General features: G+C 65.8%; 17 protein-coding genes. 7 read left to right on the top strand and 10 right to left on the bottom strand.

The genetic code is table 11. The annotated features are described in order from the left end of the window. Window positions 1-3: 3 nt before the first annotated feature. Window positions 4-207 (bottom strand): twin transmembrane helix small protein, encoded by a 204-nt coding sequence (locus tag DN388_RS20715; RefSeq protein ID WP_043862281.1) that lies wholly within the window; start codon window positions 205-207, stop codon window positions 4-6. A 62-nt stretch (window positions 208-269) separates the two neighbouring features. Here DN388_RS20715 and DN388_RS20710 point away from each other — a divergent pair, with 62 nt between their 5' ends. The 5 genes from DN388_RS20710 to DN388_RS20690 are packed head-to-tail and all read left to right on the top strand — an operon-like array spanning window position 270 to window position 4,171. Then, window positions 270-1,010 carry an SURF1 family protein gene (locus tag DN388_RS20710; protein ID WP_054916032.1) on the top strand — a complete coding sequence of 247 codons (741 nt, stop codon included), beginning with the start codon at window positions 270-272 and terminating at the stop codon, window positions 1,008-1,010. Beyond that, entirely contained in the window at window positions 976-1,563 is a 588-nt protein-coding gene (locus DN388_RS20705) for a hypothetical protein (RefSeq protein WP_255001997.1), read from the top strand. The genes DN388_RS20710 and DN388_RS20705 overlap by 35 nt, the downstream gene beginning before the upstream one ends. A gap of 12 nt (window positions 1,564-1,575) precedes the next feature. Next, window positions 1,576-2,658: a heme A synthase gene (locus DN388_RS20700; RefSeq protein WP_054916030.1), complete on the top strand. Its 1,083-nt coding sequence runs from the start codon at window positions 1,576-1,578 to the stop codon at window positions 2,656-2,658. Then, the gene (cyoE, locus tag DN388_RS20695; RefSeq protein ID WP_043862285.1) at window positions 2,643-3,542 is read left to right on the top strand and encodes a heme o synthase; all 900 of its coding nucleotides are present in this window, start codon (window positions 2,643-2,645) and stop codon (window positions 3,540-3,542) included. The genes DN388_RS20700 and cyoE overlap by 16 nt, the downstream gene beginning before the upstream one ends. Further along, window positions 3,539-4,171: an SCO family protein gene (locus DN388_RS20690; RefSeq protein ID WP_043862286.1), complete on the top strand. Its 633-nt coding sequence runs from the start codon at window positions 3,539-3,541 to the stop codon at window positions 4,169-4,171. The genes cyoE and DN388_RS20690 overlap by 4 nt, the downstream gene beginning before the upstream one ends. Before the next feature lie 119 nt (window positions 4,172-4,290). Here DN388_RS20690 and DN388_RS20685 read toward each other — a convergent pair whose 3' ends face one another. From DN388_RS20685 to DN388_RS20675, 3 genes are read right to left on the bottom strand one after another with little or no spacing between them, the layout of a single operon-like run. Further along, entirely contained in the window at window positions 4,291-5,064 is a 774-nt protein-coding gene (locus DN388_RS20685; protein ID WP_043862287.1) for a MetQ/NlpA family ABC transporter substrate-binding protein, read from the bottom strand. Window positions 5,065-5,124: 60 nt separating this feature from the next. Further along, window positions 5,125-5,796, bottom strand: a complete 672-nt coding sequence (locus DN388_RS20680) for a methionine ABC transporter permease (protein ID WP_043862288.1) — start codon at window positions 5,794-5,796, stop codon at window positions 5,125-5,127. Then, the gene (locus tag DN388_RS20675; protein ID WP_054916029.1) at window positions 5,796-6,803 is read right to left on the bottom strand and encodes a methionine ABC transporter ATP-binding protein; all 1,008 of its coding nucleotides are present in this window, start codon (window positions 6,801-6,803) and stop codon (window positions 5,796-5,798) included. The genes DN388_RS20680 and DN388_RS20675 overlap by 1 nt, the downstream gene beginning before the upstream one ends. A gap of 127 nt (window positions 6,804-6,930) precedes the next feature. Here DN388_RS20675 and katE point away from each other — a divergent pair, with 127 nt between their 5' ends. After that, window positions 6,931-9,177, top strand: coding sequence for a catalase HPII (katE, locus tag DN388_RS20670; RefSeq protein WP_255001995.1), 2,247 nt, complete (start codon window positions 6,931-6,933; stop codon window positions 9,175-9,177). A 58-nt stretch (window positions 9,178-9,235) separates the two neighbouring features. Here katE and DN388_RS20665 read toward each other — a convergent pair whose 3' ends face one another. The 4 genes from DN388_RS20665 to zur form a co-directional block, all read right to left on the bottom strand. After that, window positions 9,236-9,949: a PA5502 family lipoprotein gene (locus DN388_RS20665; protein WP_043862291.1), complete on the bottom strand. Its 714-nt coding sequence runs from the start codon at window positions 9,947-9,949 to the stop codon at window positions 9,236-9,238. Window positions 9,950-10,093: 144 nt separating this feature from the next. After that, complete coding sequence (gene znuB / locus DN388_RS20660) at window positions 10,094-10,876, bottom strand: zinc ABC transporter permease subunit ZnuB (protein ID WP_043862292.1); 783 nt, start codon at window positions 10,874-10,876, stop codon at window positions 10,094-10,096. Then, entirely contained in the window at window positions 10,869-11,648 is a 780-nt protein-coding gene (gene znuC / locus DN388_RS20655; protein ID WP_043862293.1) for a zinc ABC transporter ATP-binding protein ZnuC, read from the bottom strand. Before znuC ends, znuB begins: the two co-directional genes overlap by 8 nt. Further along, window positions 11,648-12,130 (bottom strand): zinc uptake transcriptional repressor Zur, encoded by a 483-nt coding sequence (gene zur / locus DN388_RS20650; RefSeq protein WP_043862294.1) that lies wholly within the window; start codon window positions 12,128-12,130, stop codon window positions 11,648-11,650. Before zur ends, znuC begins: the two co-directional genes overlap by 1 nt. Before the next feature lie 66 nt (window positions 12,131-12,196). Between zur and DN388_RS20645 the strand changes: the two genes are divergently transcribed. Next, window positions 12,197-13,117 (top strand): metal ABC transporter solute-binding protein, Zn/Mn family, encoded by a 921-nt coding sequence (locus DN388_RS20645; protein WP_255001992.1) that lies wholly within the window; start codon window positions 12,197-12,199, stop codon window positions 13,115-13,117. Window positions 13,118-13,213: 96 nt separating this feature from the next. Here the strand turns inward: DN388_RS20645 and DN388_RS20640 are convergent, their stop codons facing one another. Then, window positions 13,214-14,164, bottom strand: coding sequence for a homoserine kinase (locus tag DN388_RS20640; RefSeq protein ID WP_043862339.1), 951 nt, complete (start codon window positions 14,162-14,164; stop codon window positions 13,214-13,216). Between the two features lie 64 nt (window positions 14,165-14,228). Next, entirely contained in the window at window positions 14,229-14,516 is a 288-nt protein-coding gene (locus tag DN388_RS20635; protein WP_229589204.1) for a DUF2782 domain-containing protein, read from the bottom strand. Window positions 14,517-14,559: the final 43 nt, after the last annotated feature.

Below are 14,559 nucleotides of genomic sequence, written 5' to 3'. Positions count from 1 at the left end.
CGCCTAGAACGGCGCGTGGGACACCAGTTGGCCGCTGTAGAAACCCCAGGCGACCAGCGCCAGGGTGATGGCGGCCAGGCTGACACGGATTTTCAGGGCGGTGAGCAGGCGGGTCGAGTTGTCATCGTCCTTGACCAGAAAGAACAGGCCGCTGAACAGGCTGATCACGGTCGCCAGCAGCATCAGGACAATCGCGGCTTTGAGCATGGCGGTACTCCGGGGGATGCGATGACTACAACAAGTATAGCGACAGCCGTTGCGGGGCCCCGATGAGGCCGTTCCGCCCCGGCCGGGTGCCGACCCTGGTGGTGATGTTGCTGCTGCCGGGGCTGATTGCGCTGGGCTGCTGGCAGCTGGGGCGCGCCGCCGAAAAGCGCGAGTTGCTGGCCACCTATGCAGAGCGCCGGGTGGCAGCGCCCCTGGCCAGCGAGCAGCTGGCGCAGGCGAGCGACCCGGCCTATCGCCGGGTGCACCTGTATGGCCGTTTCGACCGCACCCACAGTGTGCTGCTCGACAACCGCCTGCGCGACGGCCAGGCCGGGGTCGAGCTGCTGCAACCCTTTCACGACCAGGCCAGCGGCCTGTGGCTGCTGGTCAATCGCGGCTGGCTGCCCTGGCCCGACCGGCGTGTGGCGGTGCAGTTCAGCACCCCCGAGACACCGCTTGCCCTGCAGGCCTGGGTCTATGTGGCGCCGGGCAGCACCTTCCAGTTGCACGCCGACCCGCAAGGGGGCCGCTGGCCGCACCTGCTCACGGCGGTGGATGCCGCGCAGCTGTGGCCGCAGCTGGGCCGCGAGGGCTTTGCCCATGAACTGCGCCTGGAACCGGGCCCGGCCAGCTACCGGCTGGACTGGCCGGTGGTAGCGATGGGCCCGGAGAAACACCTGGGCTACGCCGTGCAATGGTTTGCCCTGGCCGCGGCGCTGGTTGCGCTGTACCTCTATTTCGGCTGGCACAACGACAAGGAGAACCACCATGGGCGCCGTCATGCATCCATCCGGCACGTCTGAAGTGCCGCGCCGTCGTTGGCGCGGGCGGTTGCAGCTGATTCTGATCCTGCTGGTGGTGGTGGGGCCGATGATGCTCGCCACCGGCATGTACAAACTGCAGTTCTGGGTGCCGGAAAGCCGCAGCTACCACGGCGAACTGATCGGCAACGGCCAGGGCCGCGCCGAGCTGGGGGTCGCGACCGACGAGGCGCGTTGGCAACTGCTGGTCAGCACCCCTGGTGACTGTGACGCAGACTGCCAGCAACTGGTGTACCTGGCGCGCCAGGTACAGATCGGCCTTGGCCGCGACGCCGCCCGTGCCAGCCACGCGCTGGCCGCCGGGCAACCGTTGAGCGAGGCGTATCAGGCCAGGCTTGCGCGCGAGTACCCGCAACTGCAGCGCTATGCGCTGGGGCTGGCGCAGTACAGCAGGGCCGCCGGGAGCCTGAAGGGCGCGCAGCTGTGGATCGTCGACCCCCACGGCAACCTGGTGTTGCGCTACGACGCACGGGTCAAGGGCAAGGACCTGCTCAACGACCTGCGCCATCTGCTCAAGCTGTCCAACATCGGCTAGGAGGCACGCACCATGGCCAGACCCGGATACCGCCTCGCCGTGTTCGCCACCTTCCTCGCGCTGGTGGTGGTGCTGCTGGGGGCCTATACCCGCCTGACCCACGCCGGCCTGGGCTGCCCCGACTGGCCGGGCTGCTACGGCTTCATCAGCGTGCCCAAGACCGAGGCGCAACTGGCACATGCCGAACGCCACTACCCGGACACGCCGGTCGAGGCCCACAAGGGCCGCAACGAGATGGTGCACCGTTATTTTGCCGGCACCCTGGCGCTGGTGATCGCCATGCTGGCGGTGCAGGCGCTGCGTCGGCATGGGCACAACGGCCAGCCGTACCGCCTGCCGCTGCTGCTGTTGGCGGTGGTGTTCTTCCAGGCCGCGTTCGGCATGTGGACGGTCACCCTCAAGCTGTGGCCGCAGGTGGTCACGGCGCACCTGCTGGGCGGCTTTGCCACCCTGAGCCTGCTGTTTCTGCTGAGCCTGCGCCTGTCGCGCGCGTTCATGCCCCTGCCCGGCCTGCCGCTGCGGCTAAGGCGCCTGGCGGCACTGGCGTTGCTGCTGGTGATCGGGCAAGTCGCCCTGGGCGGCTGGGTGAGCGCCAACTATGCCGCGGTGGCCTGCGTCGACCTGCCGACCTGTCACGGCCAGTGGTGGCCCGAGGCGGATTTTGCCAACGGCTTTCACCTCACCCAGCACATCGGCCCCAACTACCTGGGCGGACAGCTCGACAGCGAAGCGCGCACCGCCATCCATATCACCCACCGCCTGGGGGCGCTGCTGGTCACGCTGGTGTTGCTGACCCTGGCCTGGCAGCTGCACGCTATCGGTCTGCGGCGCCTGGCCAGGCTGGTGCTGCTGGCGCTGGCGGTGCAGGTGGGGCTGGGCATCAGCAATGTGGCGTTCGGGCTGCCGCTGGCGGTGGCGGTGGCGCACAACGCCGGTGGCGCGGCGCTGCTGCTGACGCTGGTGCTGGTCAACTACCGCACGCGCCTGGCCACGCAGCCCAAGGCGCGCAGGGTCAGCCAGGGCTGGCGCCTGACGCCGCTGCGCCCGGTGGGCGTGGTGCATTATCTGGGAGAGAACCCATGGCAACGCTTCTGAACCCCGCGCGCCAGCAGGCGCTGTGGCGCGACTACCTGGAGCTGACCAAGCCCAAGGTGGTGGTGCTGATGCTCATCACCTCGCTGGTGGGGATGTTCCTGGCCACCCGCGCGGGCGTGCCGTGGACGGTACTTGTGTTCGGCAACCTGGGCATCGGCCTGTGTGCGGGTGCCGCGGCGGCGGTCAACCATGTGGTGGACCGGCGCATCGACGCACTGATGGCGCGCACCCACAAGCGGCCGCTGGCCGAGGGGCGCGTCGCACCGCTGGCGGCGCTGGCGTTCGCCTTGCTGCTGGCGGTGCTGGGCATGGTGCTGCTGCTGAGTTTCACCAACGCACTGACCGCCTGGCTGACCCTGGCCTCGCTGCTGGGCTATGCGGTGCTCTACACCGGCTTTCTCAAGCGGGCCACGCCGCAGAACATCGTGATCGGCGGGCTGGCCGGGGCGGCGCCGCCGCTGCTGGGCTGGGTGGCGGTGACCGGGCATGTGGGCGCCGAGCCCCTGTTGCTGGTGCTGATCATCTTCGCCTGGACCCCGCCGCACTTCTGGGCCCTGGCCATCCATCGCAAGGAGGAGTACGCCAAGGCCGATATCCCGATGCTGCCGGTGACCCACGGCGAGCACTACACCAAGCTGCACATTCTGCTGTACACCGCCGCCCTGCTGGCGGTGAGCCTGTTGCCTTACGTGATCCACATGAGCGGGCCGCTGTACTTGGCGTGCGCCGTGGTGCTGGGCGGGCGCTTCCTGCACTGGGCCTGGGTGTTGTACCGTGGCAGTCGGCCGCACGCGGCGATCAGGACCTTCAAGTACTCTATCGCGTACCTGTTCCTGCTGTTCATCGCGCTGCTTGTTGACCATTACCTACTGTTGAACCTATGACTCGAACCCAGAAAACCGTTTTCATCCTCGTTGCCCTGGTCGCACTGATTCTCGGGCTTACTATCAACAAGGTGCTGAGCAATCGCAGCCAGGGCGACCCCACGGCGCTGATCGATGCCGGGATCATCCTGCTGCCGCAGAGCCGCCAGGTGCCGGCGCTGCAGATGACCGACGAGAACGGCCAGCCGGTGGTGCTGGACCAGCTCAAGGGCAAGTGGTCGCTGCTGTTCTTCGGCTACACCTTCTGCCCGGACATCTGCCCGACCACGCTGGCGCAACTGCGGCAGGTCAAGAGCGAGCTGCCCAAGGAGGCGGTGGACCGTTTGCAGGTGGTGCTGGTGAGCGTCGACCCGAACCGGGATACACCGGCGCAGTTGAAGACGTACCTGGGCTACTTCGACAAGGATTTTCGCGGGGTGACGGGGTCGCTGGAGGATACGCAGAAGCTGGCCAATGCGGTGAGCATCCCGTTCATTCCGGCCGATACCAGCAAGCCGAACTACACGGTCGATCACAGTGGCAACCTGGCGCTGCTCGGGCCGGATGGTACCCAGCGCGGGTTCATTCGGGCGCCGTTCAACAACCAGAAGCTGGTGGCGCAGTTGCCGGGGCTGGTCAAGCGCGACTGAAAGCTTCGCGGGTCAAGCCCGCTCCCACAGGTACAACCCTGGTTTCAAGGGCGGTGGAGAACTTGTGGGAGCGGGCTTGACCCGCGATGGGCTGCGTAGCAGCCCTTGGCATTTCTGAATCAGAACGCTGGCTTGACCGCGCCCTTGTACTTCTCTTCGATGAACTTCTTCACTTCAGGCGTGTGCAGTGCTGCTACCAGCTTCTTCACCGCGTCCGAATCCTTGTTGTCCTCGCGGGTCACCAGGATGTTCACATAAGGCGAATCGCTGCCTTCGATGACCAGGGCGTCCTTTTCAGGGTTGAGCTTGGCTTCCAGCGCATAGTTGGTGTTGATCAGCGCCAGGTCGACCTGGGTCAGCACGCGCGGAATGGTGGCAGCTTCCAGCTCACGGAATTTCAGGCCCTTGTCGTTACCGGTGATGTCCTTCACGGTCGACAGGATGTTGGTGTTGTCCTTGAGCTTGATCACGCCAGCCTTGTCCAGCAGCAGCAAGGCACGGCCGCCGTTGGTGGCGTCGTTGGGGATGACCACGGTGGCGCCCGATGGCAGTTCGTCGAGCTTCTTGAGCTTGTTCGAATAGGCGCCCAGCGGCTCCAGGTGCACGCCGGCAACGCTGACCAGGTGAGTGCCCTTGGCCTTGTTGAACTCGTCCAGGTACGGCTGGTGCTGGAAGAAGTTGGCATCCAGGCGCTTCTCGGCCACCTGCACGTTGGGCTGGACGTAGTCGGTGAACACCTTCACCTTCAGGTCCACGCCTTCCTTGGCCAGCGCCGGTTTGACGAACTCGAGGATCTCGGCGTGCGGTACCGGGGTGGCGGCAACGGTCAGGGTCTCGGCCGCGTGGGCAGAGAAGGCCGCGACGGCGGCAACAGCAGCAAGCAGTCTTTTCATCTAATCGCTCCTTGTGAGGGCCGTTCCGGCCCCCGGCGCGTCGGCGTGGCCGACCCTTGGTTACTTACGGGAAAAATGCACAACCAGTTTGTCGCCGACACTCTGCAGAACTTGAACCAGCACCAGCAGCAGTACCACGGTGACTACCATCACGTCGGTCTGAAAGCGCTGGTAGCCGAAGCGGATGGCCAGGTCACCCAGCCCGCCGGCACCCACCACACCCGCCATCGCGGTGTACGACACCAGGGTGATGGCCGTCACGGTGATGGCTGCGAAGATGCCCGGCCGCGCTTCGGGCAGCAGGGCGTTCATGATGATCTGGCGCGTGGTGGCCCCCATCGACTGGGTGGCCTCGATGATGCCGCGGTCGACCTCGCGCAGGGCGGTTTCCACCAGTCGCGCGAAGAACGGCGTGGCACCGACCACCAGTGGCGGGATGGCCCCGGCCACGCCCAGCGAGGTGCCGGTGATGAGCACGGTGAACGGGATCATCACGATCAGCAGGATGATGAACGGCAGCGAACGCAGCACGTTGACCACCAGCGACAGCAGCGCATACACACGCTTTTCTTCGAACAGCTGGCGCGGGCCGCACAGAAACAGCAGCACGCCCAGTGGCAGGCCCAGCAGTACGGTGAACAGCAGCGAGCCGAACAGCATGATCATGGTATCGATCGTGGCCAGCCAGATTTCGGCCCAGTCGATATTGGCAAAGAAACTCAGGGCGTCCATCAGCGCAGTACCTCCATATGAACATCTGCCGCAATGAAGCGGGCAAATGCCGCCTCGATGTCGCCACCGGTGATGGCCAGGGTCAGCTGACCATAGGGGGTGTCCTTGATGCGGTCGATACGCCCGGCGAGGATGCTGTAGTCCACCCCGGTTTCACGGGCCACGGTGCCCAGCAGCGGCGCATAGGTGGCGTCGCCCTGGAAGGTCAGGCGCACGATGCGCCCCGGTACATGGGCAAAATCGTCGCGCTGTTCGCTTTCGTCGACCTGCTCGTCTTCCTGCACGAAACGCTTGGTGGTCGGGTGCTTGGGGTGCAGGAACACCTGCGCCACCGGGCCCTGTTCGACGATCTGCCCGGCGTCCATCACTGCCACCTGGTCGCACACCCGGCGGATCACGTCCATCTCGTGGGTGATGAGCACGATGGTCAGCTTCAGCTCGCGGTTGATCTCGGCCAGCAATTGCAGCACCGAGGCGGTGGTTTGCGGGTCCAGGGCGCTGGTGGCTTCGTCGCACAGCAGGATCTTGGGCTTGGTGGCCAGGGCGCGGGCGATGCCGACGCGCTGCTTCTGGCCGCCGGACAGCTGTGCCGGGTATTTCCTGGCATGCTCGCTCAGCCCTACCCGGGCCAGCAGCTCGCCGACGCGCTGGTCGATCTCGGCGCGCGACATGCGCCCGGCCAGGGTCAGCGGCAGCGCCACGTTGTCGGCCACGGTCTTGGAGGCCAGCAGGTTGAAGTGCTGGAAGATCATCCCGACCTGCTGGCGGAAGCGGCGCAGGTCGTTGGCGTTGAACGCCGTGACGTCTTCGCCGTCGACGATGATCTTGCCGCCGCTGGGAGCCTCGAGACGGTTGATCAGGCGCAGCAGGGTACTTTTGCCGGCACCGGAATGGCCGATCAGACCGAACACCTGGCCGTCTTCGACGCGCAGGCTGGTCGGATGCAGTGCGGGGATGTCCCTACCGGCGACGCGGTAGGTTTTATGGACTTGTTGAAACTCGATCACGTAGCGAACCTTGTGGGGCGCATGAAATAGGGTCAGCTGTTAGCCGGGGGCGCATTTTAGCCTGTTCGTATATAGGTTCTTAGCATTTATTTCGTGTTTGACCAACGCTTGAGGAATAACGCGATCAGTGGTTGCTCGCTGGTCATTCGAAAGGAACGCCCGGCACTCCAGTCAGTCACTACCTGAAGAGCCCCATCCAGGGGCCCCGCGTACGATGATGAGGAGTTGCAGACCCATGCCCACCAAGAAGAATGCGCCCCAGGAAAGTCAACTCGCCGGCGCCCAGACGCCCGACAAGGCCAACACCAACGCCAAGCTGCAGAGCCTGGAGCCGTTTCGCAGCGATGCCACCGGCCAGGCGCTGCGCACCAACCAGGGGGTCAAGGTTGCCGACAACCAGAACACCCTCAAAGCCGGTGACCGCGGCCCCTCGCTGCTTGAAGACTTCATCATGCGCGAGAAGATCACGCATTTCGACCATGAGCGCATTCCCGAGCGCATCGTGCATGCCCGCGGCACCGGCGCCCACGGCTACTTCCAGGCTTACGAGTCGCATGCCGCACTGACCAAGGCCGGCTTCTTGCAGGACCCGGACAAGATCACCCCGGTGTTCGTGCGCTTCTCCACCGTGCAGGGGCCGCGTGGCTCGGGCGACACGGTGCGCGACGTGCGCGGCTTTGCCGTCAAGTTCTTTACCGATGAGGGCAACTTCGACCTGGTTGGCAACAACATGCCGGTGTTCTTCATTCAGGACGCGATCAAGTTTCCCGACTTCGTGCATGCGGTCAAACCCGAACCGCACAACGAGATCCCCACCGGCGGCTCGGCCCACGACACCTTCTGGGACTTCGTCTCGCTGGTGCCCGAGTCGGCGCACATGGTGATCTGGGCGATGTCCGACCGCGCGATACCGAAAAGCCTGCGCACTATGCAGGGCTTTGGCGTGCACACCTTCCGCCTGATCAACGCCGAAGGCGTGGCCAGTTTCGTCAAGTTCCACTGGAAGCCCAAGCAGGGTGTGCATTCGCTGCTGTGGGACGAGGCGCAGAAGCTGGCGGGCAAGGACACTGACTATCACCGCCGCGACCTGTGGGAAGCGATCGAGACCGGCAACTACCCGGAATGGGAACTGGGCGTGCAGATCGTGCCCGAGGCCGACGAGCATAAGTTCGAGTTCGACCTGCTCGACCCGACCAAGATCATCCCCGAAGAGCTGGTACCGGTGACGCCGCTTGGCAAGATGGTGCTCAACCGCAACCCGGACAACTTCTTTGCCGAAATCGAGCAGGTGGCGTTCTGCCCCGGTCATATCGTGCCGGGCATCGACTTTTCCAACGACCCGCTGCTGCAGGGCCGGCTGTTCTCCTACACCGACACGCAGATCAGCCGCCTGGGTGGCCCGAACTTCCACGAGATCCCGATCAACCGGCCCGTGGCACCCAACCACAACGGCCAGCGCGATGCCCAGCACCGTACCACCGTGCACAAGGGCCGGGCGTCCTACGAGCCCAACTCCATCGATGGTGGCTGGCCGAAGGAAACCCCGCCGGCGGCGCAGGATGGCGGCTTCGAGACCTACCCCGAGCGCATCGAGGCGCACAAGGTGCGCCAGCGCAGCCCCTCGTTCGGCGATCACTTCTCCCAGGCGCGGCTGTTCTTCCAGAGCATGAGCCCGACCGAGCAGGAGCACATCATCAGTGCCTACAGCTTCGAGCTGGGCAAGGTGGAGCGCGAGCATATCCGTGCCCGCGAGGTGAACGAGATTCTCGCCAACATCGACCTCAAGCTGGCGGCGCGGGTAGCGCAGAACCTTGGCCTGCCGGCGCCCAAGACCGGCACCGTGGACGTCAAGCCACAGTCGCTCAAGGCTTCGCCGGCGCTGAGCCAGATGAACCTGCTGGGCGAAGGCATCAAGGGGCGCAAGGTGGCGATTCTGGTGGCCGATGGCGTGGATGCCACGCTGGTGGACCCGCTGGTGAAGGCGTTGCAGGCCGAGAGCGCCCAGGGCGTGCTGCTGGGGCCGACCTCGGCGCCGGTGAAGACCGCTGCCGGCAAGACCCTGTCGGTGGATGCCTCGATGGAAGGCATGCCGTCGGTGGTGTTCGATGCGGTATGGATCGCCGGTGGCAAGGCCAGCCTGCAGGCCCTGAGCGGCGATGGCGTGGCGCTGCACTTCGTGCTGGAGGCCTACAAGCACCTCAAGCCGCTGGGCACCGACAGCGATGCCAAGGCCGTGCTCGACAAGCTGGGCCTCAAGGCGGATGAAGGCATGGTGGTGGGCAGCGATCAGAAGGCCTACAAGGCGTTGATCGCGGCGATTGCCAAGCACCGGGTGTGGTCGCGGGAAGCGGCCGCCAAGGCCATTCCGGCGTAGTCAAAAAGGCCGGCTCCTGCAGGAGCCGGCCTTGCCGGCAAAGAAGGCAACGCCGACATCACTCGGCGCGCCGCGGCGTAAGCACCACCTGCGCCGGCTGGTTGCGATGAATCTCGTGGGCCTGCTGCAAGGCGAAGCTCGCGTCGCGCTTGCTTACCCGCTTGGCCAGCAAGGTCTGTAGCCACGGCGCGTCATCACGGCGCGGCACCTGGAACACCACGTCACACTGGTAATTCACCACATCGGTGGCGATGTCATCCAGTTGTCGGCGCAGTTCTTCTATTTTCGTGATTTTCAACGCCACTACGGTGCTCGGCGCCGTGGGGTCGATGACTTTTGCCGGCGGCTTGGCTTCCGCCGCCTTGAGCGCGGCCTCGGCCTTGTCCAGCTCGGCCTTGCGCGCCTGGGTGATGGCGCCATTCACGCCGCCGGTCAGCGCCGGGGCCTTGGGCATCAGCGCACGGGCACGTGCCAGCGCGGTGGCTGCGGCATTCACATCGCCCTTCTGCAGCACGATCTGGCTGCGCTGCAGGTAGGCTTCGGCCAGCTGGCGCTGCATGGGTTCGAGGCGTGCATCGTCCGGCGACTGGGCCTGCAAGGTGGCCAGCTGGTCTTCGGCGGTGGCCAGCTCGCTGCTGGCGATGTTCTGCTCCAGCAGCTGCCAGGCATCGGGCTGCGCGGGCGGCGGCGGGTCGACCGGCGCGCTGGAACAGGCGGCCAGCAGCACGGAAAACGCGGCAAGGAGCAGATAACGGGAGGCGAACGGCTTCATTCCTGCGACTCTCTATTTGCGCAAAAAGCGAGCAAGTCTACACCCAGCGCGCTGGCGCGAAAATAACTCTTCAGGATGTAGCGGCGATTAAAATGTCGCAGGGCGCGACCCTGTCGGCCGCACCCTGCCCATGGGGCTGCGCGCTCAGCGCCGGGGCAGCGCCAGGCTCACCAAGAATAGCACTGCCGCACACACCACGATGGATGGGCCGGCCGGGGTGTCCTTGAACCACGACAGGGCCAGCCCACCACACACCGCCACTACGCCGATCAGGCTGGCGCCCAGGGCCATCTGTTCCGGCGAGCGCGCATGCCGCTGTGCGGCTGCGGCGGGGATGATCAGCAGCGAGGTGATCAGCAGCACGCCGACGATCTTCATCGCCACCGCGATCACCACCGCAATCAGCAGCATCAGCGCCAGGCGCAGCGCAGCCACCGGCAGGCCTTCGACCCGGGCCAGTTCCTCGTGCACGGTCACCGCCAGCAGCGGGCGCCACAGCGCCACGATCAGCAACAGGACCAGCGCACTGCCGCCCAGGATCCACGCCAGGTCGCCCGGGCTGATCGCCAGCAGGTCGCCGAACAGGTAGGCCATCAGGTCGATGCGCACATCGTGCATGAAGCTCAGCACCACCAGGCCCAGCGACAGCGTGCTCGGCGCGAGAATCCCCAGCAGGGTGTCGGAGGCCAGCGGCTGGCGCTGCTGCAGGGTCACCAGCAACAGCGCCAGCAACAGGCAGCCGACGGTCACCGCCAGCGTCGGGCTGACGTCCAGCACGAAGCCCAGGGCCACGCCCAGCAGCGCCGCGTGGGACAGCGTGTCGCCGAAATACGCCATGCGCCGCCACACCACGAACGAGCCCAGCGGGCCCGCCACCAGCGCCAGGGCCAGGCCTGCAAGCAGGGCATACAACAGAAAATCAGCCATGCTTGCAGTGGTCTCCGTGCACATGCCCGCCAGGGGCCGGGGTGACCACCGACCCGTGCAGGTCGTGGGCGTGGTCGTGATGATGGTGGTAGATCGCCAGGCTTGGCGCGTTGTTGCCGAACAGCTCGACGAAGGCCGGGTCGCCGCTGACCTGCTCCGGGTGGCCCGAGCAGCACACGTGGCGGTTGAGGCACACCACCTGATCGGTGGTGCTCATCACCAGGTGCAGGTCGTGGGAAACCATCAGCACGCCGCAGCCGTAGCGGTCGCGCAGGCGCGTGATCAGGCTGTAGAGCTCGGCCTGACCGGCCACGTCGACGCCCTGTACCGGCTCGTCGAGCACCAGCAGTTCTGGCTTGCGCAGCAGCGCGCGGGCCAGCAGCACCCGCTGCATCTCGCCGCCGGACACGGTCTGGATGGGGCTGTCGATGACGTGTTCGGCGCCCACTTCGTTGAGGGCCGCCAGTGCTGTCTTGCGGTCCACGCCCGGCACCAGGCGCAGAAAGCGCAGTACCGACAGCGGCAAGGTGGCGTCCACCTGGATCTTCTGCGGCATGTAGCCAATGCGCAGTCGCGGCTTGCGCCATACGCTGCCGGTATGCGGCGCCAGCAGGCCGAGCACGGCGCGTACCAGGGTGGTCTTGCCGGCGCCGTTGGGGCCGATCAGGGTCACGATCTGCCCGGGCTCCACGCACAGGTCGATGCTGTCGAGCACGGCCTGGCCGCCGAAGGTGACGCCCACCTGCTCGAGGCGGATCAACGCGTTGCTCATCAGGCGCTCCGGCAGGTGCCGCACAGACCGACTACTTCGACGGTCTGGGTCTCGACACTGAAACCCACATCATTGGCGCTGGCCACGATGGCGTCGCTGATGGAGGCTTGCTCCAGTTCGATTGCCACGTGGCATTGGCGGCAGATCAGGAACTGGCCCTGGTGGGCATGTTCGGGGTGGCTGCAGCCCATGAAGGCATTGAGCGACGCGATGCGGTGGACCAGGCTGTTTTCCAGCAGGAAATCCAGTGCGCGGTACACGGTGGGCGGTGCGGCGCGGCGGCCGTCCTGCTCGCTGAGCACGGCAAGGATGTCGTAGGCGCCCAGCGGCTTGTGGCTTTGCCATACCAGCTCCAGCACGCGGCGGCGCAGGGCGGTCAGGCGCAGGCCCTGACGCGCGCACAGCGCATCGGCCTCGGCCAGCGCGCTGTGCACGCAGTGGGAGTGGTCGTGGGGACGGTTGGCCAGCGGGGTATTGGGCATGGGCAGCGACGGTTCTGTTGAGAGACGTTATTATGTTACCCGTTCCTGCCCCGATGAGTGCCTATCGTGTCCCGATTTTTTGCCCTTTTTGTCGCTTTTGTCACAAGCAGCCTGTTGATGACCCCGGCGCAGGCCGAGGTTCAGGTGCTGACCAGCATCAAGCCGCTGCAGCTGATCGCCGCCGCGGTGCAGGACGGTGTCGGTACGCCGGATGTGCTGCTGCCACCGGGCGCTTCGCCGCACCATTACGCCTTGCGCCCTTCCGATGTGCGCAAGGTGGGCCAGGTGGACTTGCTGTACTGGATCGGCCCGGACATGGAGGGTTTTCTGCCCCGTGTGCTGGGTAGCCGCAGCAAGCCGACGGTGGCGGTGCAGAGCCTGCCGGGCCTGACCTTGCGCCATTTCGGCGAGGACAGCCATTCCCACGCGCAAGACGCCGACGAGCACGACCATGACCACCGCCCAGGCAGCCTGGATGCGCACCTGTGGTTGTCGTCGGTGAACGCGCGGGTGATTGCGGCGAAGATGGCGGCTGACCTGGGCGCGGCCGATCCGCAGAACCAGGCGCGCTACACCGCCAACGCCAAGGCATTCGGCGAGCGCCTGGATGCCTTGGATGCGCGGCTCAAGGCGCGGGTGAGCGCTGTTGCGGGCAAGCCGTACTTTGTCTTCCATGAAGCCTTCGATTACTTCGAGACGGCCTACGGGCTCAAGCACACCGGCGTGTTCAGTGTGGCGGCGGAGGTGCAGCCGGGCGCGCAGCACGTGGCCGCGATGCGCAAGCGCCTGCAGGAAGTGGGCAAGACCTGTGTATTCAGCGAGCCGCCGCTGCGCCCGCGGCTGGCCGAGACGCTGACAGCGGGGTTGCCGGTGACGCTGGCCGAGCTGGATGCGCTGGGCGGCACGATGCCAGCGGATGCCAATGGCTATGAGCGGTTGCTGGAGAACCTGGGCAATGGGTTGGCGGGGTGCCTGGAAAAGCTCTGACCCACCGATCTGTAGGAGCCGGCCTTGCCGGCGAAGGGCTGCGCTGCAGCCCAACGGCTCCGCCGGCAAGGCCGGCTCCTACCTGGAGTGGCTCAGTTACAACGCGAACGGCAGGGCGATGTCCACCTGCTGACGCGCCGCCAGGCGCACCTCGAAATCCGCCGGGTCGTGAATCAGCACGTCCATCCCGGCAAACGACTCGGCCGCAATCAGCCGCGACAGCCAGAACCGCACGCAGGCCACCCGCAACATCACCGGCCACAGGTGTGCCTCGGCTGCGGTGAACGGGCGCAGCGCCGCATATGCACCGAGCAACGCCCGCGCCCGCGGCGGGTCGATCTGCCCGGCATCGTCGCAGCACCAGTCGTTCAGGGTGATCGCCAGGTCATACAGCATCGGCCCGGAGCACGCATTGTAGAAATCGATCAGCCCGGTCAGGTGGGTGCCTTCGAACAAGGCGTTGTCGCGGAACAGGTCGGCGTGCAGGTTGGCCCGCGGCAGCGCCATGATCTGGCCCTGGTGCGCGACGATCTCGTCCAGGCAGCCCTGCAGCAGCGCCTGTTGCGTCGGGTTCAGGCGCGGCATCAGTTCGGCGCCGGTCGCCAGCATCCAGTCCAGGCCACGGTCGGTCTTGCGCTCCAGCACCTTGTGCTGGGTCGCGGTGTGCAGGTGGCCGAGCAGTTCGCCCACCTGTACGCAATGCTGGTTGTTCGCCACCTTGATGTGCTTGCCCGGCAGGCGCGGCTGCAGCAGCGCCGGCTTGCCGGCCAGCTCGCGCAGGGCCACGCCGTCGCGGGTGCGCAGCGCATAGGGCACCGGCAGGTCGGCCTCGTGCAGCACGTCGAGCAGTTCGATGAAGAACGGCAGGTCCTGGATCGGCCCGCGTTCGACCAGTGTCAGCACGAACTCACCCTGTTCGAGGCTGACGAAGAAGTTGCTGTTCTCGGTGCCGGCGGCAATTCCTTGGAAGTCCCGCAGGCGACCCAGTCCATAGGGCGCCAGAAAGGTTTCCAGCTCGGGCCGGGTCAGTGGGGTGAAGACAGACATGGTCAAAAACTGCTCATTCGGGCACTTCCCGCAGGAAGTGCCAGGTGGATGGTAGGGGCCCGCATTACCACTCGAAGATTTTCCAGGAAGGAATCAGCATGTCGGGTTGGTCGGAACGGATGAAGTTGCCTTCCGAGCCGTCTGCGCGCACCAGAAAGTAAGGCTTGCCCCCTTTGGGGGTGACCTTGATGGCATACAGGAAGCCGTTCTGGCGGTATTCCTGGATGGTCTTGTCGCCTTCCGTGCGAATGGTTACATCCGGATCGGCCGAAGGCGCTTCATCCGCCGCATTGGCTGCCAGTGGAGCGGCAGCCAACACACCGAGCAGCAACAGGCGATTTAGTCTACGCATGATAACCTTGTCCCTTTGTCGTCAATGTTCCGGACATTCTAGC

Source organism: Pseudomonas sp. S12(2018) (assembly GCF_024355235.1).
Lineage (GTDB): Bacteria > Pseudomonadota > Gammaproteobacteria > Pseudomonadales > Pseudomonadaceae > Aquipseudomonas > Aquipseudomonas palmensis.
Note: the sequence above shows the minus strand (reverse complement) of the source record. Positions and strands in the feature narration are given on the sequence as shown.